This window comes from Myroides odoratimimus, assembly GCF_030326305.1.
Taxonomy (GTDB): Bacteria; Bacteroidota; Bacteroidia; order Flavobacteriales; family Flavobacteriaceae; genus Flavobacterium; species Flavobacterium odoratimimum_A.
The window spans coordinates 19,196-42,355 of record NZ_JACAKB010000012.1; the positions used below are offsets into that span (position 1 = coordinate 19,196).

At 33.4% G+C, this 23,160-nt stretch carries 18 protein-coding genes; 3 read left to right on the forward strand and 15 right to left on the reverse strand.

Features of this window, described 5'->3' with window-relative positions; genetic code table 11:
* Window positions 1–19: 19 nt before the first annotated feature.
* Window positions 20–1,105, forward strand: coding sequence for a lipase family protein (locus HX049_RS10240; protein WP_286415711.1), 1,086 nt, complete (start codon window positions 20–22; stop codon window positions 1,103–1,105).
* 455 nt (window positions 1,106–1,560) lie between these two features.
* Here HX049_RS10240 and sucD read toward each other — a convergent pair whose 3' ends face one another.
* From sucD to HX049_RS10305, 13 genes are all read right to left on the reverse strand, one after another.
* On the reverse strand, window positions 1,561–2,433 hold the full coding sequence (sucD, locus tag HX049_RS10245) for a succinate--CoA ligase subunit alpha (protein ID WP_025124332.1): 873 nt from the start codon (window positions 2,431–2,433) through the stop codon (window positions 1,561–1,563).
* Between the two features lie 163 nt (window positions 2,434–2,596).
* A complete protein-coding gene (locus HX049_RS10250) occupies window positions 2,597–3,532 on the reverse strand; it encodes a UDP-3-O-(3-hydroxymyristoyl)glucosamine N-acyltransferase (protein ID WP_286415712.1) in 936 nt (311 codons plus the stop codon).
* A gap of 20 nt (window positions 3,533–3,552) precedes the next feature.
* The gene (gene efp, locus HX049_RS10255) at window positions 3,553–4,119 is read right to left on the reverse strand and encodes an elongation factor P (RefSeq protein ID WP_286415713.1); all 567 of its coding nucleotides are present in this window, start codon (window positions 4,117–4,119) and stop codon (window positions 3,553–3,555) included.
* 22 nt (window positions 4,120–4,141) lie between these two features.
* Window positions 4,142–4,927 (reverse strand): acyl-ACP--UDP-N-acetylglucosamine O-acyltransferase, encoded by a 786-nt coding sequence (gene lpxA / locus HX049_RS10260; protein WP_286415714.1) that lies wholly within the window; start codon window positions 4,925–4,927, stop codon window positions 4,142–4,144.
* Window positions 4,928–4,931: 4 nt separating this feature from the next.
* Window positions 4,932–6,326 (reverse strand): bifunctional UDP-3-O-[3-hydroxymyristoyl] N-acetylglucosamine deacetylase/3-hydroxyacyl-ACP dehydratase, encoded by a 1,395-nt coding sequence (locus HX049_RS10265; RefSeq protein ID WP_006258922.1) that lies wholly within the window; start codon window positions 6,324–6,326, stop codon window positions 4,932–4,934.
* 32 nt (window positions 6,327–6,358) lie between these two features.
* Complete coding sequence (gene lpxD, locus HX049_RS10270; RefSeq protein ID WP_286415716.1) at window positions 6,359–7,378, reverse strand: UDP-3-O-(3-hydroxymyristoyl)glucosamine N-acyltransferase; 1,020 nt, start codon at window positions 7,376–7,378, stop codon at window positions 6,359–6,361.
* Between the two features lie 30 nt (window positions 7,379–7,408).
* A complete protein-coding gene (locus HX049_RS10275; protein ID WP_006258924.1) occupies window positions 7,409–8,647 on the reverse strand; it encodes an HD domain-containing protein in 1,239 nt (412 codons plus the stop codon).
* Window positions 8,648–8,759: 112 nt separating this feature from the next.
* Window positions 8,760–10,262 (reverse strand): histidine ammonia-lyase, encoded by a 1,503-nt coding sequence (hutH, locus tag HX049_RS10280; protein ID WP_286415717.1) that lies wholly within the window; start codon window positions 10,260–10,262, stop codon window positions 8,760–8,762.
* 27 nt (window positions 10,263–10,289) lie between these two features.
* Window positions 10,290–11,057, reverse strand: coding sequence for a peroxide stress protein YaaA (gene yaaA, locus HX049_RS10285; protein ID WP_286415719.1), 768 nt, complete (start codon window positions 11,055–11,057; stop codon window positions 10,290–10,292).
* Between the two features lie 222 nt (window positions 11,058–11,279).
* Window positions 11,280–12,380, reverse strand: a complete 1,101-nt coding sequence (locus HX049_RS10290; RefSeq protein ID WP_286415720.1) for a DUF695 domain-containing protein — start codon at window positions 12,378–12,380, stop codon at window positions 11,280–11,282.
* A 140-nt stretch (window positions 12,381–12,520) separates the two neighbouring features.
* Complete coding sequence (locus HX049_RS10295; RefSeq protein WP_286415721.1) at window positions 12,521–14,311, reverse strand: cytochrome c peroxidase; 1,791 nt, start codon at window positions 14,309–14,311, stop codon at window positions 12,521–12,523.
* 69 nt (window positions 14,312–14,380) lie between these two features.
* On the reverse strand, window positions 14,381–15,925 hold the full coding sequence (locus tag HX049_RS10300; RefSeq protein WP_006261156.1) for a hypothetical protein: 1,545 nt from the start codon (window positions 15,923–15,925) through the stop codon (window positions 14,381–14,383).
* A gap of 198 nt (window positions 15,926–16,123) precedes the next feature.
* Window positions 16,124–17,047 (reverse strand): DUF6985 domain-containing protein, encoded by a 924-nt coding sequence (locus HX049_RS10305; protein WP_286415722.1) that lies wholly within the window; start codon window positions 17,045–17,047, stop codon window positions 16,124–16,126.
* 768 nt (window positions 17,048–17,815) lie between these two features.
* Here HX049_RS10305 and HX049_RS10310 point away from each other — a divergent pair.
* The gene (locus tag HX049_RS10310) at window positions 17,816–18,802 is read left to right on the forward strand and encodes a diaminopimelate dehydrogenase (protein ID WP_286415723.1); all 987 of its coding nucleotides are present in this window, start codon (window positions 17,816–17,818) and stop codon (window positions 18,800–18,802) included.
* Window positions 18,803–19,090: 288 nt separating this feature from the next.
* Here the strand turns inward: HX049_RS10310 and HX049_RS10315 are convergent, their stop codons facing one another.
* Window positions 19,091–21,058: an OmpA family protein gene (locus HX049_RS10315; RefSeq protein WP_286415724.1), complete on the reverse strand. Its 1,968-nt coding sequence runs from the start codon at window positions 21,056–21,058 to the stop codon at window positions 19,091–19,093.
* 324 nt (window positions 21,059–21,382) lie between these two features.
* On the opposite strand from HX049_RS10315, the gene HX049_RS10320 reads away from it, so the two are divergent.
* Window positions 21,383–22,129, forward strand: coding sequence for a glutamine amidotransferase-related protein (locus HX049_RS10320; RefSeq protein ID WP_286415725.1), 747 nt, complete (start codon window positions 21,383–21,385; stop codon window positions 22,127–22,129).
* 78 nt (window positions 22,130–22,207) lie between these two features.
* On the opposite strand, the gene HX049_RS10325 is transcribed toward HX049_RS10320, so the two are convergent.
* Entirely contained in the window at window positions 22,208–22,963 is a 756-nt protein-coding gene (locus HX049_RS10325) for a hypothetical protein (RefSeq protein WP_286415726.1), read from the reverse strand.
* Between the last annotated feature and the right edge of the window lie 197 nt (window positions 22,964–23,160).

Here is a 23,160-nt window from a genome sequence, read left to right on the forward strand (position 1 = left end):
ACTAGTAAAGTCCTTTTCTATGATAAAAAGAATTTATCTCCTCTTACTTTGTTCTACTTCTATCAGTTTTGCACAAAACTTAAAACCAATAGCTGATAAACAAGAAATATACAACAGTTTACAATTAGCTACTGATATTCATAAAGCTTTTCCTATAGATTCTCTTTATAACCTCACTGGTTATAAAAACACTTACAGATCACCAGAAATGGGATTGACTAATATGTGGGCATTATACCACAATGAAAAAACAAATACTGTAGAAATAGTTATTAGAGGATCTGTAAACAAGGGAGCTAGTTGGTTAGCTAATTATTATGCAGCTATGATTCCTTCATCAGGAGAAATACAATTAAATAATACTAAAAAAGTTAGTTACAAACTATCTCAAGATGAACGAGCAACTGTTCATGCAGGATGGGCTATAGCCTCTCTGTATTTAATGGAAGATATTAAACCTAAGTTAGATAGTCTAGTTCAGAAAAACCATAAAGACTTTATTATCTCTGGTCATAGCCAAGGTGCTGCTATAGCTTATCTAATAACAGCTAATTTAATGAATCAACAACTAGAAGGAAAATTACCAAAAGACTTACAGTTTAAGACTTATGCGATTGCTCCTCCTAAACCTGGGAATCTTTACTTTAGTTATCAATATGAGAAACTAGCTAAAAGTTGGAGTTACTCTGTTATTAATACCCAAGACTGGGTTCCTGAACTTCCACCAACAACACAGACTTTTAGAGACTTTAACGAAATTAGCCCTTTAGCAAATCACGAGGTAAAAAAAGCATTAAAAAAAGTTACTTGGCCTAAGAGAATGGTTGCTACTAGTATTTTTAATGGTATAAAAAAGCCTACCGAAAAAAGTGTCAAGAAATATAAGAAATATCTAGGTTCCTTTGTCTTTAACCTGGTTCATAAACAACTTCCAGAATTAGTAGAGCCTAAATATGTTCTAAATAGTAACTATGCGAGATGTAGTAACCCAATTATATTAGATGGACTCAAGGATACAGAATATCAAATCAAGTTTCATAAACCTGAAAATATAATGTCACACCACTTACCTCCTGCTTACTTATACTTATTAGATAAAGAATAAAAAAAGAGACTCTTAATAAAGAGTCTCTTTTTGAAATAAAACAATTTTTCAATTGCTATAGTTATAGTTTGGTTAGGGTTCTAAATCAATACTTACTAGTAAAAAGACATAACTATTACTTATTTTGTAAGCGCATTACAATATACATAAGATTTTTATTAGCACAAATACTCCTATCATTAAAATGGATTATTTTTTTATTCTGTTAATTTCCATTATTAAACACAAGCTAATAAATTATTCATTAAGAACATACTTAATTTTTAACCTTCAATTAAGTATAAATTATGATATCAAACCTAAATATACTAAACAAAAGATCTCTTATAAAAGCGATATTTAAAAAAAGCTGATGAGTAATCAAGAATATTGAAAATACAGCAAAAATATTTTTAAACAAAAAGGCCTATACATGATGTATAGGCCTTCCTTATTTGTTTTATTTTAGAATAGAATTATCCTAAAACTTCTTTTACTTTTTTACCGATCTCAGCAGGAGAATCAACAACATGGATTCCACATTCGCTCATGATACGTTTCTTAGCAGCAGCTGTATCATCAGCTCCACCTACGATAGCACCAGCGTGTCCCATTGTTCTTCCTTTAGGGGCAGTCTCTCCAGCGATGAATCCGATAACTGGTTTTTTATTACCATTTTCTTTAATCCAACGAGCAGCATCAGCTTCTAATTGACCACCAATCTCACCAATCATAATGATTGCTTCAGTTTCTGGATCAGCCATTAATAATTGTACAGCTTCTTTAGTAGTTGTTCCAATGATTGGATCTCCACCAATTCCGATAGCTGTTGTAATACCTAAACCTTGTTTTACAACTTGATCAGCAGCTTCATAAGTTAAAGTTCCTGATTTAGAAACGATTCCAACTGTACCTTTTTTGAATACGAAACCTGGCATAATACCTACTTTAGCTTCACCTGGAGTAATAACTCCTGGACAGTTAGGTCCAACTAATCTACAGTCTCTACCTTTGATATAGTCGTAAGCTTTGATCATTTCCGCTACTGGAATACCTTCTGTAATACAGATAATAACTTTGATCCCTGCATCAGCAGCTTCCATTATAGCGTCAGCAGCAAATGCTGGTGGTACGAAAATAATAGAAGTATCAGCACCTGCTTTTTCTACAGCTTCTGAAACTGTGTTGAATACTGGACGCTCTAAGTGAGTAGTTCCCCCTTTTCCTGGAGTCACACCACCTACTACGTTTGTTCCGTACTCAATCATTTGTGAAGCGTGGAATGTACCTTCACTTCCAGTAAATCCCTGAACGATTATTTTTGAATCTTTATTTACTAAAACACTCATGATCTTGTTTTTATTTATTTAAACTTACTTACACAAAAATAAACAATTCTAATTACTATTAAAACTTTTTACCCCTTATAAGTAAGATTAATTGATTAATTAATAACATTCTTTGTTTTCAATCTCAAGAAACCTGATTTATGTCAGACACGAATGTCAAATACTATAAATGCTTAGTTTTCTCTACTAATTCTGGTATTCTCTTAATACTAGCTAGTTGCTTTAATTTATCTCTTGATTCCTCTGCAGGATAACCAAAATAAACCTTGCCTCCAGCTAACGATTTCGATACTCCAGATTGAGCTAAAACAACAGCTTTAGTTCCAATAGTGATACCACTTGTAGTACCTACTTGTCCCCATAGCGTTACTTCATCTTCTATGACCACACAACCAGCGATACCACATTGAGCCGCAATTAAAGAACGTACACCTACTACAGTATCATGTCCGATATGAACTTGATTATCTATTTTAGCTCCCTCTTTAATAGTAGTATCTCCTGTCACACCTCTATCTATAGTACATGCAGCACCGATACCTACGTTATCTTCGATAACTACTCTTCCACAAGATACTAATGGATCAAATCCTTCTGGTCTCTTTTTATAGTAGAACGCATCAGCACCTAGTATAGCTCCAGCATGAATAACTACATTATCCCCTATAATAGTTCCATCATATAAAACTACATTAGGATGAATAACACAATTTTTACCAATCACTACATTATGACCAATGAATACATTAGGTTGAATGATTGTTCCTTCCCCGATAATAGCATCTTTAGCTTGTACCTCAGTTGCTGGTTTAAACGGGTTAAAGAACTTAGATAATTTATTAAAATCTCTAAACGGATCATCAGATATTAATAAAGCCTTACCCTCTGGGCACTCTACATCTTTATTAATTAAAATGATCGTCGCATTAGAATTTAATGCTTTATCATAATATTTAGGATGATCCACAAAAACGATTTCACCTTCTTGAACAACGTGAATTTCGTTCATTCCATAAACAGGAAAATTAGAATCTCCAACAAATTTACATCCGATAATCTCAGCTATTGTTTGTAAATCTTGAGCTTTTGCAAAACGCATCTTACTTCGTTATAAAGTGATTACTCCTTAATACGCTCCAAATAAGCGCTGTTTGATGTATCAATCTTAATTTTATCACCTTCATTGATGAATAAAGGTACATTGACAATAGCACCTGTTTCAACAGTAGCAGGTTTTGTAGCATTTGTAGCTGTATTTCCTTTTACTCCTGGCTCAGTATAAGTTACTTCTAGAACTACAGAAGCAGGCATATCTACTGCTAATGGTAATTCAGTATCTGAATTAATTTGAACCATTACAGTTTCACCTTCTTTTAATAATTCTGGAGCATCTAATACGTCTTTTAAAAGCGTAATTTGCTCATAAGTTTCAACATTCATAAAGTGGAACTGATCTCCCTCTGGGTATAAATATTGGAATTTATGTGTTTCTACTCTTACAGTATCTATTTTGTGACCAGCTGAAAAAGTATTTTCTAATACTCTTCCATTAGTAACGCTTCTCATTTTTGTTCTAACAAATGCAGGCCCTTTTCCAGGTTTAACGTGTAAAAACTCAACAATTTTATAAATATCATTGTTGTATTGGATACATAAACCATTTCTAATATCAGCTGTTGTTGCCATTCTTTTAATTTATTTAGTATTACTAATATATTCCTGAATATCCTCTCATAATTCCTCTTGATGAATTACGGATAAACATTAAAACTTCATCTCTTTCTGGAGTTGCTTCCATATCTGCCTCTATAATTTCAAGTGCTTGACTTGTATTATAGTTCTTTTGATATAAAATACGATAGATCTCTTGAATCTCTCTGATTTTTTCTGGAGAATATCCTCTTCTTCTCAATCCTACTGAGTTAATACCAGCATAAGAAATAGGTTCACGTGCTGCCTTAATATAAGGAGGAACGTCTTTACGTACTAATGTACCTCCAGTCACAAATGAATGTGAACCAATAGTACAGAATTGATGTACAGCAACTAATCCTGCTAATACAACATAATCTCCTACAGTAACGTGTCCAGCTAAAGTACTAGAATTAGAAAAAATACAGTTATTTCCTACGATACAGTCATGAGCGATATGACTGTATGCTTGGATTAAACAGTTCTCTCCAATTACTGTTTTATATCTATCTTTTGTTCCTCTATTGATTGTTACACATTCTCTAATAGTTGTATTATCACCTATCTCAACTGTTGTAACTTCTCCTTCGAATTTTAAATCTTGTGGTTCTGCTGAAATAACTGCTCCAGGAAAAATCTTACAATTCTTTCCGATGCGAGCTCCTTCCATGATAGTAACATTTGATCCTATCCATGTTCCTTCCCCTATTTCAACATTATTATGAATGGTTGTAAAAGGTTCTATAACAACATTTCTAGCTATTTTAGCTCCAGGATGTACATATGCTAAAGGCTGATTCATATTCTTAGTTATTTGTTATTTTTGAAATCTGAGCCATTAATTCAGCCTCAGCTACTAATTTTCCATTGGCATACGCATATCCCTGCATATGACATATCCCTCTTCTTATTGGTGTAATAAGCTCTAATTTAAAAACTAAAGTATCACCAGGGTGTACTTTGTTTTTAAACTTCACATTATCCATTTTCATAAAATAAGTAAGGTAGTTTTCTGGATCTGGTACAGTACTTAGGATAAGAATTCCTCCTGATTGAGCCATTGCTTCACAGATAAGAACTCCTGGCATAACTGGTGCACCAGGGAAGTGTCCAACGAAGAATGGTTCATTCATCGTTACATTCTTAAGTCCTACTACGTGCTTATCAGACATCTCTAAAATCTTATCTACTAATAAGAATGGAGGTCTGTGAGGTAATAAAGCCATAATTTTATTTACATCCATTAATGGTTCTGCATGTAAATCATAAGATGGAACTTGGTTACGCTTTTCATTGCGAATAATCTTAGACATTTTCTTAGCAAAGTTAGTATTCACTGAATGTCCCGGTTTATTTGCAATAACTTTACCTCTAATTCTTGTTCCTATTAAAGCTAAATCTCCGATTACATCAAGTAATTTGTGACGTGCAGCTTCATTAGGATAATGTAATGTTAAGTTGTCTAAAACTCCATTTGGCTTAACAGCAATCTCTTCTTTGCCAAATGCTTTTTTAAGGTGTTCCATTGTTTCTGGAGATATATCCTTATCTACATAAACAATAGCATTATTTAAATCTCCTCCTTTAATCAATCCGTTAGCAAGTAATGCTTCTAGCTCGTGTAAGAAACTAAAAGTACGTGCTTCAGAAATCTCTTCTTTAAAGTCAGACATTGATTTCAATGTAGCATTCTGTGTACCCAATACTTTAGTACCAAAATCAACCATTGCAGTCACTTGGTAACTATCAGAAGGCATAACGATTATCTCACTTCCCGTTTGTTCATCTACAAAAGAAATAACTTCTTTTACGATGTACTCCTCACGTTCAGCATCTTGTTCTACAATACCTGCTTTTTCAACTGCTTCAACAAAGTATTTAGAAGACCCATCCATAATAGGAGGCTCAGATGCGTTTAACTCAATGATAACATTATCTAAATCACATCCTACAAAAGCTGCTAATACATGCTCTGTTGTTTGTATTTTTACTCCCTTTTTTTCAAGGTTTGTACCACGTTGTGTATTTACAACATAATTAGCATCCGCTTCTATAATTGGATGTCCCTCTAAATCCATACGTACAAAAGTAAAACCATTATTGATTGGAGCAGGTTTTAAAGTCATTGTTACCAATTGACCTGTATGTAAACCTACACCACTAAGTGTTACTTCGCTTTGGATGGTTTTTTGTTTAACCATAATTAAATCTCTTTAAATATTTTGAAAGGCTCTTATTTTATATTCTTTTTAATTGACTCTATGTCACTAACAATCTTAGAAAAGTTTTTAAAGTAACTATATGACTTTAAAAAATCACTATGAGGCAATGCTGGACTACCTTGTACTGCCGCACCATTCTCTAAATTTTTAGTTACTCCTGACTGAGCCTGAATACGAACATTATCACCTATTGTCAAATGTCCTACTATACCTACTTGCCCTCCTATCATACAGTTTTTTCCAATCTTTGTAGATCCCGCCACTCCTGTTTGAGAAGCGATTACTGTATTCTCTCCTATCTCCACATTGTGAGCTATCTGAATTTGATTATCTAACTTTACTCCTTTGCGAATAACTGTAGATCCTAATGTAGCTCTATCTATAGTAGACGCCGCACCTATTTCTACATTATCCTCAATGATAACATTACCTATCTGAGGAACTTTATTAAATGTCCCATCAGGATTAGGTGCAAAACCAAATCCATCAGATCCAATAATTACTCCTGCATGAAAAGTACAATTAGCTCCTATTACAGATTCTGAGTAAATACGAACTCCTGCAAATAAAACTGTATTATCCCCAATACGTACATTGTCTCCTACGAATGTATTAGGGTATATTTTTACGTTATTTCCTATTTTAACATTTTTACCAATATAGGCAAAACTACCTAAATATAAATCATCTCCGTACTCTACTCCTTCTGATATAACTGAAGGCTGTTCGATTCCAGATTTCATTAATTTCACTTGATTGTAATACTCTAGTAATTTTGAGAATGCCTTATACGCATCATCTACTTTAATTAAAGTTGCTGTTATTGGATGCTCTGGTTCGAAAGTCTTATTAACGATAACCACAGAGGCATTTGTTGTATATATATGGTGTACGTATTTAGGATTTGCTAAAAAAGAAATTGAACCTGCTGTTCCTTCCTCTATCTTAGCCAATGTACTTACTTCTATCATAGGATTCCCTACAATTTCTCCTTCTAATACTGACGCTATTTGTTCTGCTGCTATTTTCATCGAGGCAAAAATATAAAATATAATTGAAATTTAACTTTCAAAAACGTTTTTTGGATAACAAACAAAATACTTTGTCACCACTTTCGTCAATGATTTAAGGTTTAGTTCATCTGATACCGATAACACATCTTTTGTTGTCCCATCTTTTTTAAGTATCATAATAGGCTCTTTATCTTTACTATACGCTTGATTCTCCATTTTACCTTTAAATACAAAGTATTTTGAAGCCTCATTAGAAATAGAATATTTCTTAGACACTTTATCAAGCATATTATTTAACTTTAACTTAGTTTCCTCTTTGTCTGAGACAAATTCAATGCGTAATAGCTCGCGATTAATAATCATTTTACTCAATTCTGACAAAATAAAGTCATTATGGAATTGCCATGATTTAAGAGCTCCTAGAATATCTGAATCGTCTAATAAAGCGAATTTCTCTAACCCTACTTGATCGAAATCTCCTTCTTCTATCTGATTCTTTAAAAAAAATTGTAAAGACTCACTACACCATAATTCTACTCCTTTATGAGTTAATTCTTTTGCTCGTTTTAATACACGCACTAAAATTAACTCTGCACACACACTTGTCTTATGTAAATATGCTTGCCAATACATTAATCTGCGTGCGATCAAAAACATCTCTACAGAGTAAATACCTTTCTTTTCAACTACTAATTCATCATTAACGACATTCAACATTTGAATTAATCTTTCTGAATTAATATTACCTTCTGCTACTCCACTATAGAAACTATCTCTTTTCAAATAATCCATACGATCCATGTCTAACTGACCTGAAATCAATTGTAACATAAATTTGCGATGATATTCGCCTTTAAATATCTTGATTGCTAAGTCTAACTTCCCTTCAAACTCTTTATTTAAACGATTCATAAACAAGATTGAAATCTCTTCGTGATGAACTCCCTCTACGATACTTTCTTCCATCGCATGAGAGAAAGGTCCATGACCGATATCATGAAGTAAAATAGCTACGTATAAAGCATTTTCTTCTTCTTCAGAAATCTCTACATTCTTAAAGCGCAAAACTTGTACCGCTTTTTGCATTAAATGCATACAACCTAAAGCATGATGAAAACGAGTGTGATGAGCACCAGGGTATACTAGATAAGACACTCCCATTTGAGAGATTCTTCTCAATCGTTGAAAATAAGGGTGTTCAATTAAGTCATATACCAAAGAATTTGGTATAGAAATGAATCCATAAATAGGATCATTTAGGATTTTAAGTTTATTAATGTTGGCCAATGAGAATCATTTTTATAAACGTATACAAATATAGCATATATATTAAAAAAACCGCACCCCTTTTAGAAAGAAAGATGCGGTTAATCCTAATATTCCTATAATTTTATAAGTCTTAAGCTTCTAAATCTATTTGAAATGAACTTAAGAATGCTATTGACTTTTCTATATCATAATGTAAAATGCGGTCAACATCTACAAAAGAAACTTCTTCTCTATAAATTTTCAAGAAAGATTCAATGAACTCACTTGATTTCGCAGGTCTTCTGAACTCTAATGCTTGTGCTGCATTCATCAATTCTATAGCTAGAATGCGCTCTAAATTATCTACTATGCGTAGCGTCTTTGTAGCCCCATTAGCCCCCATACTTACGTGGTCTTCTTGTCCATTACTTGACACAATACTATCCACACTCGCAGGAGTTGCTAATTGTTTATTCTGACTTACAATACTCGCAGCTGTATACTGAGGAATCATAAACCCTGAGTTTAAACCTGGATTAGACACTAAGAATGCTGGTAAGCCTCTCAGTCCTGAAATCAATTGATAAGTTCTACGCTCTGATATACTTCCCAATTCAGCTAAGGCAATTCCTAAGAAATCTAACGCCAATGCCAATGGTTGTCCATGGAAATTACCTCCAGAAACTATTATATCGTCTTTATAAAATACATTTGGGTTATCTGTCACAGAGTTAATCTCTGTTTTAAACACGCGATTCACATAATCGATAGCGTCTTTTGATGCTCCATGTACCTGCGGAATACATCTGAATGAGTATGGATCTTGGACGTGCTCTTTTGGACGACTAATCAATTCAGACCCCTCTAAAACTTCATTGAAGAATTGCGCTGTCTCTATCTGTCCTTTATGAGGTCTTACGTAATGAATTAATTCGTTAAACGGCTCGATTCTACCATCAAAACCTTCTAAAGAAATAGCCCCTATAACATCAGCTAAATAAGATAATTTCTTTGATTTCAAAAGGATATAGCACCCATAAGCACTCATAAACTGAGTTCCATTTAACAAGGCCAATCCTTCTTTTGATTTTAATTTAATTGGTTCCCATCCATGATTAGCTAGCACTTTATTGGCTGGCTGTCTAAATCCATCACAGAATACTTCCCCTTCTCCAATCAACGGCAATGTCAAGTGTGCTAGTGGAGATAAATCCCCTGAAGCCCCTAAAGACCCTTGGTTATAAACTACAGGAAGAATATCATTATTAAAGAAATCAATTAATCTCTCTACTGTTTCTAACTGAACCCCTGAGTTACCATAACTAAGAGACTTCACTTTTAACAACAACATAATCTTAACGATCTCTTCAGGAACAATCTCTCCTGTTCCACAAGCGTGAGACATCATTAAGTTTTCTTGCAATTGAGATAAGTTATCATTGTCTATTTTAACGTTACACAATGAACCAAACCCTGTATTAATCCCATAGATAGGATCTGCTTGTTTAGCCATTTTATCGTCTAGATACATACGACAATTCACAATATTCGCTCTTGCTTCTTCAGATAACTGTATTTTTTGACCTTGAGTTAAAATCTCATTTAACTTCTCGATTGTAAACACATCTGAAGTAATATAATGTACTAATTCCATATTTGTATATTGGTGGTATATAAAATTTTATCTTGTAAACACTAAATTATTACCCTTAGAATCAGTTTCACTCCACGCATACCCATCCACATTAAACTTCTTCACCCCTTCTATATCATTCACATTATTATCTATGATATAGCGCACCATCATTCCTCTTGCTTTTTTAGCATAGAAGCTGATTGTTTTAAGCTTACCATCTCTTAATTCTTTAAAATCAGGTGTTACTATGGTGCCTTTTATCGCTTTTTTATCAATCGCACTAAAGTATTCATTACTCGCTAAGTTGATTAACAACTCACCTTGTTTCATTTCTTTATTTAGAGCCTCTGCTAGAATAGGCTTCCAAAACTCGTATAGGTTTGCATTTGCTCCTACAGCCATCTTAGTTCCCATTTCTAAACGATATGGTTCTATTTCGTCCAAAGGTTTTAATAAGCCATAAAGACCTGATAATATTCTCAATTTTTCTTGTAATACTTCTATCTTATCTGCTGTTAAGCTATAAGCATCTAATCCTGCATAAACGTCTCCGTTAAAAGCAAAAACTGCTTGCTTAAAGTCTTTTTCTTTTCCTGCTTTTTTCACAAAAGCCCTCTCTTGATTTCTCTTCCAATTTAGTTCTGCTAAATTGTTAGAAATCTTCATTAAAGCTTCTAAATCCATCGGAGTTTTAGATTGCAATACTTCATTAATCACTTTTGATTCTTTGATAAATGAAGCCTTTGTAGCTTTCTCTACAGGCACTGCTGTTGTGTAATCTAAACTCTTAGCAGGCGATATTAAAATTTTCATGATCTCTTTTTTTAGCATCCCAAATATAGGATAACTATTTAGATTTTCATATTTGCTACCCTTGTGTTTTTAGGTTTTATCCTTGTTTTAACACTTTTTCTGACAGCTTTACCAACTATATAAATCTCAATATCCGGACTAACTAATCTCATTACTAAATAGATAATAAATAAAATGATTTAAATAAAAATTAAAACTATCACCTAAACCATATTATATTCACTAGCCATTATTGATAGCTCTAGTATACACTTCTAACCCCATCCAATACTTATCTCTATAAATCGTATAGTAAATATCAAATCGATCTGTAAATAAACCTATTGTCTTAAATACATCCCTAGATGCGCTTTTATAATCTTTTGTCGCAAAGAATAAAGTGCGTTCTCCAGAACCTGTCTCTCTGGCCACACTATGCAAGATTCCTGATTCGAGAATTAGATCTTCTATCTCATCCATAGTCGTGACATCTTGTTTATTTGGTAGCCCATCCTCACGTCCATTATAAGTTATAGAAACTTTCACTACCCATGGATAAGACATCTTCTGGTCCCAATTTAAAAAACTAGTATTCACGACCACTATTAAGGGCTCATTATTAGTATTACTCTCTAAGATAGAATAAGTATCCTCTGAACTATTTCGTATTACACTGTCATATTTCTCTACAAACTCTGCTTCTCTATAACTTAAATAATCACTTAACTTAGACACTGTAATTAACTCTCCTTCAATACCTTCTATCCCTTTCACTTCTAAGTAATCTATCATGGTCATTGTCTTAATCTCACCTAGATAATTGTCTAAAAACATATAAAGAGCATTCCCTATTTCTTCTTCATTCTCAGGAGTACATTCTTTAATTATAAAACGTAAATGAATATAATCTGGATACTCATCATCATGAATAGGTGTAAATGAAACTGTCTCTTCATCTAGTAAAAAACCATTCATATTTAACCCTATTCCTTTTACACTCGGTTTACAACTGATAAAACGCCATCTTTCATGATCAGGAGCTATTCTAATAAAATCATCTACAAAAGGCAATGACTTTACTCTACCATCAGGAGAAATAATTAGTTCTCCTATCCCATCTTTTCCCATCCCAGTTAGCATATTAAAGTCTGGATTAATAGCCTTTAACTTAGGACTGACAATGTCAATAAAATCCTCCACTACACGTTCATGATTTTCTATTGTCTTATAGAATTTTGACTCATTAGCAATAAACCAATCCCAAAATTGTTGATATTGTGTCTCTAATTCAACAGTATTTGCCTCCTTAACGCCTTTTCCAAATAATTTATCAAAAAAACCCATAACATTTCTTTTAAACTTGAGTGCTAAAAGTACTCTTTTTTCAATAAATCACAAGAAACTCTTCTACTCTACTTCTATAACTAAAAAAGCTCACAATGTATTGTTCTACACCATGAGCTTTAAAACGAATTTAACTTTTATTATTGGTCACTTAATGCCTTCATAAATAATACTATATCAGAAATTTCACCCTCTGTTAACTGTAAAGGGTCTTCTGGTAAGGTTTGGCTTTCTACTTCTAGTCCCATACCTAATCCTCCTCCTTTATTGTAAAAATCCATTACTTCTTCTAAGGTCTCATACACGCCGTTATGCATATAAGGACCGCTCTCTCCAATATTCCTAACAGTAGGTGTCTTAAATGAATGTTTTAATTGTGGTAGATCTGTATTAAATATATACCTCCCTAAATCACGATCTAAAACCTTACCTTCTTTATCTGCTGGTACTCCTAATACTTCTTGTTCCGACTTCACAAAAAACGGAGGAACTGTCCCATTAAATACTGGCATAAAATGACAAGTTGCGCACTGTGCTTTTCCCACAAATAAATTGAATCCTTTCTTTTCACGAGAAGTTAAAGCTTGTTTATCACCTCTCATATACTGATCAAAACGAGAATTAAAGACAGAAAGAGAACGAATATAAGAAGCTAATACATTTTCTAATTGCCATACTTCTATTTCTTTTTCCGTTTGGTATACTGTTTTAAACTGTTTTTTGTATTTTTCTTCTTCGTTAAGATGAGCTACTATTTGTTTTAAATCTCCATGCATCTCATCTTTATTTGTGATTACATCAGAAGACTGACTCTCTAAAGTAACACTGCGCATATCCCAAAACTGCCCGTGATAATACGCTGCATAATTTAGAGAAGGTGTATTGCGCAGAAGCGGTTGACCTTTTAGGTCTAATGCTGTTTTAAAAGGCTCGCTAAAGGCCTTATCTGGATGATGACAATCAGCACAGCTTCTAAAACTATCTTTAGAAAGCTTTTTATCAAAAAACAATTCTTTACCTAGAGCAACCTTTGCTAGCGTTAAATAGTAAGTAGAGTCTGGTAAAAAAGCATTTAAATTAATCAAATCCTTATCAAAAAGTGAGTTCACACTACCTTTTACCACTTGATTACCATCCTTAAAAGGAATCTCTAAGTCCATTTGTATCCCTACAATTCCTTTTGCTATGGGATCTAAATACGAAGTAATAAAATCTAGATAATCAAAACTGTCCTTGTTAGGATTTTTTTGACAGATAGTTATAGCTTTATCTAATAATAATTTCACTTCTGGATAAGAAGCTGTATTCTGCCAATTCTTCGATAACTCCAATACTTGTTTAACTCCTGATAGACTAGCGGCAGCTTCCACAAATAACAATTTACTTGCTGGAGTATCAAAACCTGTAATCCCTAAAGCTGTAATCTGAAACAACTCCATCTTTAATGCCTCTAAAACTATATCTTCCGAAATGGTAATTACTTCAAAATTCTTGCGTATACTCAGTACAAAATTTTTTAACCTCTTTGTATCAATAAGTAGTTCACTATGATTTTCTAGATCATAGACAGGATATAGATATTCTTCTACAACCTGATACCCTTCTGCAGGTACATATTTATTCTCATCTAAATCTAGTTGATCTAGGGCAGGTCCATTAATTGATTTACTTGTATGAGGTAAAAAATAAGCCACTGCCCACTCTATCTTTTTATAAGCCTTTCTACTCTCTACGAACGCATTTCTAACAACAGTACTATCTTTACCTTGTTCTACTGCATCTACTAAATTATTTATTGTCGTTTCTAAACTATCTACTTGAGTCAATAAATAGTTATTATAAGTAATATTTTCATATATTTTGGTTTTGTTAGAACAACTAAATAAACAAAAAACCAAAACAATCAAAAAAGTGTATTTAATTGTTTTCATAAAATCTAAAAAAAGACCTCTAGTAGTAAATAAGATACTACTAGAGGTTACAAAACATTAGAACTTAAACTATTTTTCTACGTTGCGAATAATCACTACCTGACCTCCTTCTTTATTCTTGTTCACACCCGCTTTATCTGCATCAACAAATTCATTTTTTTGCCAAGTATGCGAGTGAATATTAACAGAAAAAGTATTTGGAACACCTATCAACTCAGAGATATCTTCCATTGCTCCAAACTCCCAAGAACCAAATTTCTGAAGATTTCCAGATTGATTATAATTCTTTTGCCACTCTGCATCTTCTCTATTGTGCTTCATATTCAACCATGGTTTATAAGAACCATCAGCTATTTTATATTGCCAGATATAAGAATCATGTTTTGCATCGGCATAATAAGAATCTCCATCTTCTTGAATATATACATAATTCTCAGTCACACATAGGTTATCAGGATTGATTAGGTTCTTACCAGGATCACTATCTCCCTCTGCAGCAACAGATAATTTACCTGTCATCATACCGTTTTTATCTAATACTAGTTTATATACTCTTCCCCACATCGTAAAACCATTTACAGGATTACCTCCACTTGCTTGACCTGTTGCAGTAAAGTAAATTTCATTTCCTTTTCCTGCACCTTTTCTATAATCAACATCTTCTACTCGAGAAAAGCGAATAACTCCTAGCTCCATATTCTTTTGATTAATCTGAGCTCCAGTCATATCTTTAGCGCCTGGTATCTCTACAAACTCTACATCATACTCCATTCCTTTTTTCATATCCATCTCAGTATATCCTCCTGACTTACGTTTTAATGCATATAATTTTCCTCCTTGAAGATCACCTTTATTTCCAACATACATAATTAATTGCCCTGCACTTTGATGATTAGAAGAATACCCTTGATCTTCCCCAATTAAAACAATCGTTTTCCCATTAGAAACATCCAAAGGAAGCGGAACTGCATTCTCCATACTTGCTTTACCCAACGCTGGCAATACTCTATCTCGATTAGATTTAAGATCAGTAGATCCCATAGGATCAATAGCATGTACCATACTTTCTTCTCCCGACTCTCCAGCTGTCAAGAATACAGGTCCAAAACCATGTATCTCTGGTTTTGCTAAAGTAGCAGAACAAAGCCTTGTAATCCCTCCTATTCCATCTACAATATACTCTCCTTTAACAGGTTTAAATGTTTTATCTAAATAAACACGAGAAACAGATTTCATAATCTCATGATTTGTAATCATCAAATATCCATCTCCTTTAGGATCTTTCATAAAACCAGCCCCATCAGGTTGTCCTCCAAACACGAAATCAGGAGATTCACTTAATTTATCTTCACTCGAAATAAGAGAAAAAATCTCTAATTTTTCAAAACCAGGCATCGCGTAAACAAAAGCTGGTGTTTTTGAATGATTCTTTAAAACAATTTTGTCACCATTGTTTTCCCCTTCGCCACTACCTGAATTATTATCATCATGGCACCCTACTACAGACGCAGTCATAACTAGACCTAAAATCCAAGTTGGTAATTTGTAGTTAATTTTCATTAGTTTATCATTTTTTGTTGAAGCAAAGCTACCTTCACTAGTTAACCTTAACATTACGCATCAATTACCAAAATGTTAATAATTAATTAAAAAATCAAACAAAAAATAAGCTATGACTAATAATCTGTTTTGTTTATTAACTTTTTAAAATGATAGAACCTAATTCTTTTGGATAAATATAGATTAACAACAAAAAAACCTTCAAGGTATATACCTTGAAGGGTGTGTATTAATTTACATAATTCAACTCCTCTACAAACAAAAAGCACTATCTGCTCCACCAATATGCCCTACCTTATGGTCATAAGTCATGAATCCTAATGCATGTTCTCTATCCCATGAACAATCAAAGAGATATCCTATATGAGGAGGTTCTGTCCATGATTCTGGTATAATATAGATAGTCATCGGTGTAATCAACATTCCGAACTGATTCTTATCTACAATATCAGGCATAAAAGTTTCTTTATCCTCTCCTTCATATCCATACTGCACTTGCCACTTCTCGTATTTAGAAACTAGCTTACTCAATAACTCTTCTAGAATAGTCTGTTCATTCTCTTGAACGTCCTTTACTATTCGATTCATTAATTCTGTTGCTTCCTTCTCATCTACCTCATCTTCTATATAATCTAGTAATACTTCACATCGGATAGCTTCTTCCATCTTAAAAAAGGCTTTCCACAAAGGTAGTTCTAACTCCATCTCTATTTCTACCTCATCCCCTTCTATAGGCTCTGACAACTGTACAGGATTTTCTAAATGTTGATTAAAAAACTCATAGCAAAAAGGAGCTCTTGTAAAGATATACTCTGGCTCTACAGCATAACACAAATTTAAATAATGCAGAGCAGCTTTTTCATTTCCACACTCTAAACAACACTCTCCTTTATAATAATTGCGTACATACTCAGGATTTCTATCTTTATTACTATGCTTATCACCTTCATCAAGCCAAAACATCATCTTCTCAAACTCTCTTAATCTTATATATTCAGTAGTCATACGTCCTATAATGATAGACGCATCATATATACAATACTTACTTTCATCAGCTAAGTTCCATTGCTCCTCTATAAAAGCAATCAAATCCTCTACAGTATCTGTATTCGTTTTTAAACCATACCTGTCTAGATAACTATATATACGATCTATTATCACTTGTGCCTCTTCCATACTATTTTTATTTTTCAAGGCTAAAATTAGGAAATTTATATTTTATCTAGTGTATAAAACATATTGCTGAACACTCGATCTTGATTATAAATTATTTGATTTATATAATTCCCCTCAATACTTAGATTGCCATTAAAACACAAATAGTACTTTTTACCGTTCTTATAATGCACTAATTTTTATTCTCAAAATGTTAGTTCTGTAATTACCGAACCATACTCAATCCTAATAACTACGAAGGTTTAATAGCTAAAAAAAGCACTTTGTTCGGGCGTTGTTTGGAAGTTGTTCGGAAAAGTATTGCAAAAAAGGGGGCTTTTCCGAAGAAACACCGATGAATACCGCATAAACACTCGAAAAAAGGGACAAGGATTTTTTAGTAATTTGAAAACAATAGTACTAAATGAGAGTTTTTAGCCTTAAAAAATATAATACTTTTTAAAGTTAAACGAAGAAGTATTTTTGCTTTGATTTATATACTTTCAAGCTAAAAAATATTCAGACAAGGTTCTGACTTAAAGCAAAATACTCTGCAAATATACAAAAAAACTTTAACTCCTTTTGAGATTACATATCCAATCCCTTCTAGCTAATAAGGAAATGACCTAAAGAGCTTATTTTATTCATAGTGAACCAAGGAAAGATGCGTGAGCTACTAAGGATAACCAATTTAGTCTACAGTAAGTCTAAAGTTTTAATTAAATTAGCTCCCTTATAAACGAAACTCCCTACAACTAGAGGGACTGTACAGACTTTTAAAATAAAAATATGAATACTTCTAATCAAGCTATCAAAATAGGTATTGTAGGTTATGGAAACTTAGGAAAAGGTGTAGAACTTGCTATTCGCCAAAATACTGATTTAGAGTTAATAGCTATCTTCACTAGAAGAGATCCTCAAAGCATTCCTACTGAAGCCAAAGCGATACATATCGATCAAATCACAGATTATAGAGATATCATCGATGTAATGATTATCTGTGGTGGCTCTTCTACTGATCTCCCTGAGCAAGTGCCTTATATCGCACAGTGGTTTAATACAGTTGATAGCTTTGACACCCATGCTAAGATTCCTGAATTCTTTAATACGGTAAACAAAGCAGCTAAAGATCACAATAAGTTGAGTCTTATCTCTACAGGATGGGATCCAGGACTGTTCTCTATGCTTAGATTATTAGGAGAAAGTATCTTACCTCAAGGAGAAACATATACATTCTGGGGAAAAGGGCTAAGCCAAGGACACTCTGATGCGATTAGACGTATCTCCGGGGTTAAAGGCGGTGTACAATATACTATTCCTATTGACAGTGCTTTAGATAGAGTTCGCCAAGGAGAGAACCCTGTGTTAACTACAGCTGAGAAGCATGAGCGTATCTGTTATGTAGTAGCAGAAGATGGTGCTGATACTTCTATCATAGAACATACTATCAAAACAATGCCTAACTACTTTGCTGATTATAACACTACAGTACACTTTATATCTGAGGAAGAACTTAAAGCAAATCACTCTGCTATGCCTCATGGTGGCAAAGTATTTAGATCTGGTATCACAGGGACAGAGACTAAACAAAATATAGAATTTGGACTAACTCTTGAGAGTAACCCTGAGTTCACTGCTAGTGTATTAGTAGCTTTCTCACGTGCTGTATATAAATTAGCTCAAAAAGGAGAAACTGGTGCAGTAACGGTATATGATATCCCTCTAGGTGCGCTATCTCCTAAATCTGCAGAAGATCTGAGAAGAGAAATACTATAATTTAATTAAGAATTAAGACTTGTTGCTATACGGGCATTACGGGATAATTATGTGATAAGTCTTTGCAAAAAGAACACAACCAATATAAGGTACAGACGGAACATCTTCTGTCTACACACCGTAGCCACACTACACATCTACACATATTGTGTATGTATTGTGTGACACGCAAAATATTGATGTCTCTACATTAATACTCTGTGTGCACCTATTACCCGCAGGGCAGATAATTCCTAATTTTAACTCCTAATTTCTAATTAAAAAAAGAGGCTCTCGCCTCTTTTTTTGTTACATTTTTAGAATGATAAACTCGCTTCTTCTGTTTAGCTGATGATCCGCTTCACTACATGGTACTCCATTAGAACATCTGTTCTGTAGTTGACTTTCTCCATATCCTCTACCTGTTAGACGACTTGGTTCTATACCTTGAGAAATCATCCATTTAATAGTTGCTTTCACACGTCTATCTGATAAGGCTAAATTATAATTGTCATTTCCTCTACTATCTGTATGTGAACGCACATCTATGATCATAGCTGGGTACTCTCTCATTACCTCAACTACTTTCATCAGCTCTATCGCTGCATCTCTGCGGATAAATGATTGATCAAAGTCAAAATAGATAGGTTGTAATTTTAGCTTCTTAAATAAATCATCGTTTACTCCTACTGTCTCATATGCCTTATCTAAACCGATATTCACTTCTTTATCACCAGTAACATCAGCTGCAGCAAATACTAACTCTACTGTACTATACTCTGGTGCTTCTGCCTTAATACGATACTTCTCACTACAATCTAATGTCTCAGAACTATACTTACCTTGCTCATCTGTCTGAATGGTTTTAGACTTTTCATATAATCCATCTGATATCACAACAGTTGCATTAGGAATACCTTTCTTTGTTTTAATATCATATACAGTACCTACTATATGCTGTAGACATGCTTTCTGAATAAAAGAATAGATATCATCTCCTCCTAATCCTTCTGGTCGGTTTGAACTCACATATCCTGCATTTGTGTCTCTATTGATATAGATAGAAAAATCATCAAACGGACTATTAATAGGCGCTCCTAAATTAACTACTTCTCCTATCACTCCATTTTTCTCTAACTTAGCCGAAAAGATATCTAATCCTCCTAAACCTGGATGACCATCAGAGGCAAAGAATAAATAATTATCAGAAGAAATAAATGGGAATGTCTCACGTCCTGCTGTATTTACTTTCTTCCCGATACTCTCTACACCTCCATACACATCATTAGGATATAAAGCTACTCTAAAAATATCTGACTGTCCTTCGCTTCCCTCTCTATCAGAAGAGAAATATAACCATTCATTATCTGGCGTTAGTGCAGGGTGAGCAGTATTAAAGTTATCTGAGTTGATTGGTAATTCTTTTATATCTCCCCAAGTACCATTAGCTTGCTTAGTAGCACTAAATATCTTTAATAGAGACGAGTTTTTCTTATTGTTTTTACGCTTTCCTTTTAGATTCGAATTATTACGAGTAAAGAACATGGTCTTTCCATCTTTGGTAAATACAGCAGTAGCATCATTAACCTTAGAACTCAGCTCAGGAGCGTAAACAACAGGCTCTCCTAACTTACCATCTGCTAAGATCGTACTACTGTATAGTGTAGTAAAACTCTCATTCGTCCACTCGTGTAATTTCTTACTTGATAATTCACTAGAAGGACGTGCAGAAGTAAAAATAAGTTGATCTCCTATCACTGCCGCTCCATAATCAGAATAAGGAGTATTAATAGAAGTATGAATCAATTCATAACGAGCTGCTCCGCCTTCAATTCTTTTTAAATAGTCTTTATTCTCTATATATAATTTCGCTCTAGAGTCTCCCTTTTCTAATACAACGAATTGCTCCATTACTTTTTTAGAAGCCTCATATTGTTCAGCGGCTTTTAAGGTCTGTGCATAACGATAGTAATACTCTGAAGGAATCTTCACTGTATCCTTATCATCGTACTCTCCATTAAATAGCTCTGTATACCATTTATTAGCATCAAGTAACTTTCCATTAAAATAATATGAATCTGCTAATTTCATTAATATATCGCCGTTGATATATCCTTTTTTAGCCATGCGTTCATAGATTTTTATAGCATCTATATAAGCTAGTTTTTCATACTCTTTATCGGCTTTCTTCTCAGCTACACGCTGAGCTTGTACATTAGTACCCAAAGCAAATAAAGCAATACTTAATAAACCTGTTTTTAGTAATTGTTTTCTCATACGTTAGATTGGAAATGTGGGGTTAATCACCTAATACAAAACTACATTAAGTATTGTCAAAAACACAATAAAACAGAGACCACACCCACAATAATACCACTTAATATCTATTTTACAACTATTTATACATTAAAAGCTATTTTAAAAACACCAAAACAAACAAACCATACTTATTTAGTATATTTTAATAAAATATAAGTAACCATGCACTCCATGCTTTCTAATTTTGCCTTATCTCCTTGGACTAGGAAGCTTTAATTATTCTGGACTATGACCTTGGCTAGACCACATTTTATCTTTGTCACAAATCAAACAACAGATATAATGCACATACATTTTGTAATACATGAAAAATACGAGGCTCCAGGCGCATTTCTACTTTGGACAAAAAGACATAACTATAGTGTTAGTATGACTAAAACATATGAAAATAACATTTTACCAACCTCAGCAGAGCATATTGATTTACTTATTGTCTTAGGAGGCCCTCAAGACCCTATTACTACAACGGAGGAGTGTCCTTACTTCAATGCACAAAAAGAAAAGGAGTTAATACTAAAGTGTATTCTCGCTCATAAAGCAGTTGTCGGAGTCTGCCTAGGAGCGCAACTTATAGGAGAAGCTCTGTGTAACGCTTATAGTCACAGCCCAGAAAAAGAGTTTGGTGTATGGCCTATTCACCTTACAGATAAAGGAAAGACTCATCCAAAGTTTAAGCATATAGAAAATGGACTTTCAGTAGGCCACTGGCACAATGATATGCCAGGACTTACACCAGATGCCATAATACTCGCTACTAGCGAAGGATGTCCTAGACAAATAATAGAGTATTCTAATCTAGTATATGGATTGCAGTGTCATATGGAATTTACACCAGAAGTAATAGAGTTAATTCTTGCTAATGATCATGAAAGCTTAGTGAAATATTATAATCATCGCTTTGTACAGTCTGCTCAACAACTGATGAAATACGACTATACTACAATGAATCAAGCCTTATATACATTCTTAGATAAGTTAGTAGAAGAATATAAACAACAAGCTGAAGTCAAACCACTTCATCAGCTATAAACAAGAAGCCTGTATTAATTAGAATAAACTTCTAACTCATACAGGCTTCACATACATAAATAGAGTCAAGATATTCTATTATCCATCTATACTCATTTCGATACATTCTTTATTAGAAATTTCTATATCTATTATATGATCTACTATAATCTCGTCTCCTATCGTAATAGAGGCTTTAATGTCACTTAAGTTGTGTAAGTAAATTGTAGCGCTATATAGATCTAATGTGTCATACCAATCATCATCTGCTTTTCCATCTAAGAAAGGAAGGAAAGTGTTATTCTCACTATTATAAAATCCTATTAGCTCTTCACGCAAGTCTGTAAGCCAATATAGATAATCTATCACCTTAGACTGTGCTCTGCTATCAAAAGGAATATGACTAATAATCAAAAAACGATCAAGTGGACAGTACTTATTAAAAATAACCACTCTCTTCTCTTTTATACTATATTGATTATTAGTTCCCTCTGCAAGGGTAATATCTTCTGGGAACAGAAGGTCTATTGTCTTTCTTTCTCTTAACTTTCGAAGGTCTTTTACACCAAAAATATCCTTATGCGATTTCGCTTTTTCTGAGAACACAAAAAGCTTATCTTGGATTTTATGAGTCTTACTACTTTCTACTTCAAGTAACAATCTATATGCAGTCTCCCAATACTCTAACAAGGCATAAATATGACTTTGTAACAGTATATTCTCACTCGTTTGTGCCTCTGCTTGCAAAGCATAAAGTAAATCAAATAAGTCAGACGCTAAATCTTTAATACTACAACTCTCTCTAAATTTTTTAGAAAGCTCACTATACCTTTTCTTATATAAGTTTATACTCATTATTCATTTTATTAACCTTAATATCCTCTACCTTTTATAGAATGTAGTAAGTACTTATTCTACATTTATACAAGAGCATTTTATTAAGACATATCTTTACTAGTTTAGTCACTAAAAATCTCATAATGCACTAATTACTTATTCAAAGATAATGAAAAGAATAATGGTTTATATTTGCAGCAACTTCTTTAATTTTT

Bases quoted from the DNA above. Each gene is read 5' to 3' on its own strand.
- HX049_RS10325 (WP_286415726.1), bottom strand. From the start codon at position 22,963: ATGAGTATAAACTTATATAAGAAAAGGTATAGTGAGCTTTCTAAAAAA.
- HX049_RS10315 (WP_286415724.1), bottom strand. From the start codon at position 21,058: ATGAGAAAACAATTACTAAAAACAGGTTTATTAAGTATTGCTTTATTT.
- HX049_RS10300 (WP_006261156.1), bottom strand. From the start codon at position 15,925: ATGTTAAGGTTAACTAGTGAAGGTAGCTTTGCTTCAACAAAAAATGAT.
- hutH (WP_286415717.1), bottom strand. From the start codon at position 10,262: ATGGAATTAGTACATTATATTACTTCAGATGTGTTTACAATCGAGAAG.
- efp (WP_286415713.1), bottom strand. From the start codon at position 4,119: ATGGCAACAACAGCTGATATTAGAAATGGTTTATGTATCCAATACAAC.
- lpxD (WP_286415716.1), bottom strand. From the start codon at position 7,378: ATGAAAATAGCAGCAGAACAAATAGCGTCAGTATTAGAAGGAGAAATT.
- yaaA (WP_286415719.1), bottom strand. From the start codon at position 11,057: ATGAAAATTTTAATATCGCCTGCTAAGAGTTTAGATTACACAACAGCA.
- HX049_RS10295 (WP_286415721.1), bottom strand. From the start codon at position 14,311: ATGAAAACAATTAAATACACTTTTTTGATTGTTTTGGTTTTTTGTTTA.
- HX049_RS10320 (WP_286415725.1), top strand. From the start codon at position 21,383: ATGCACATACATTTTGTAATACATGAAAAATACGAGGCTCCAGGCGCA.
- HX049_RS10240 (WP_286415711.1), top strand. From the start codon at position 20: ATGATAAAAAGAATTTATCTCCTCTTACTTTGTTCTACTTCTATCAGT.
- HX049_RS10250 (WP_286415712.1), bottom strand. From the start codon at position 3,532: ATGCGTTTTGCAAAAGCTCAAGATTTACAAACAATAGCTGAGATTATC.
- HX049_RS10265 (WP_006258922.1), bottom strand. From the start codon at position 6,326: ATGGTTAAACAAAAAACCATCCAAAGCGAAGTAACACTTAGTGGTGTA.
- sucD (WP_025124332.1), bottom strand. From the start codon at position 2,433: ATGAGTGTTTTAGTAAATAAAGATTCAAAAATAATCGTTCAGGGATTT.
- HX049_RS10310 (WP_286415723.1), top strand. From the start codon at position 17,816: ATGAATACTTCTAATCAAGCTATCAAAATAGGTATTGTAGGTTATGGA.
- lpxA (WP_286415714.1), bottom strand. From the start codon at position 4,927: ATGAATCAGCCTTTAGCATATGTACATCCTGGAGCTAAAATAGCTAGA.
- HX049_RS10290 (WP_286415720.1), bottom strand. From the start codon at position 12,380: ATGGGTTTTTTTGATAAATTATTTGGAAAAGGCGTTAAGGAGGCAAAT.
- HX049_RS10305 (WP_286415722.1), bottom strand. From the start codon at position 17,047: ATGGAAGAGGCACAAGTGATAATAGATCGTATATATAGTTATCTAGAC.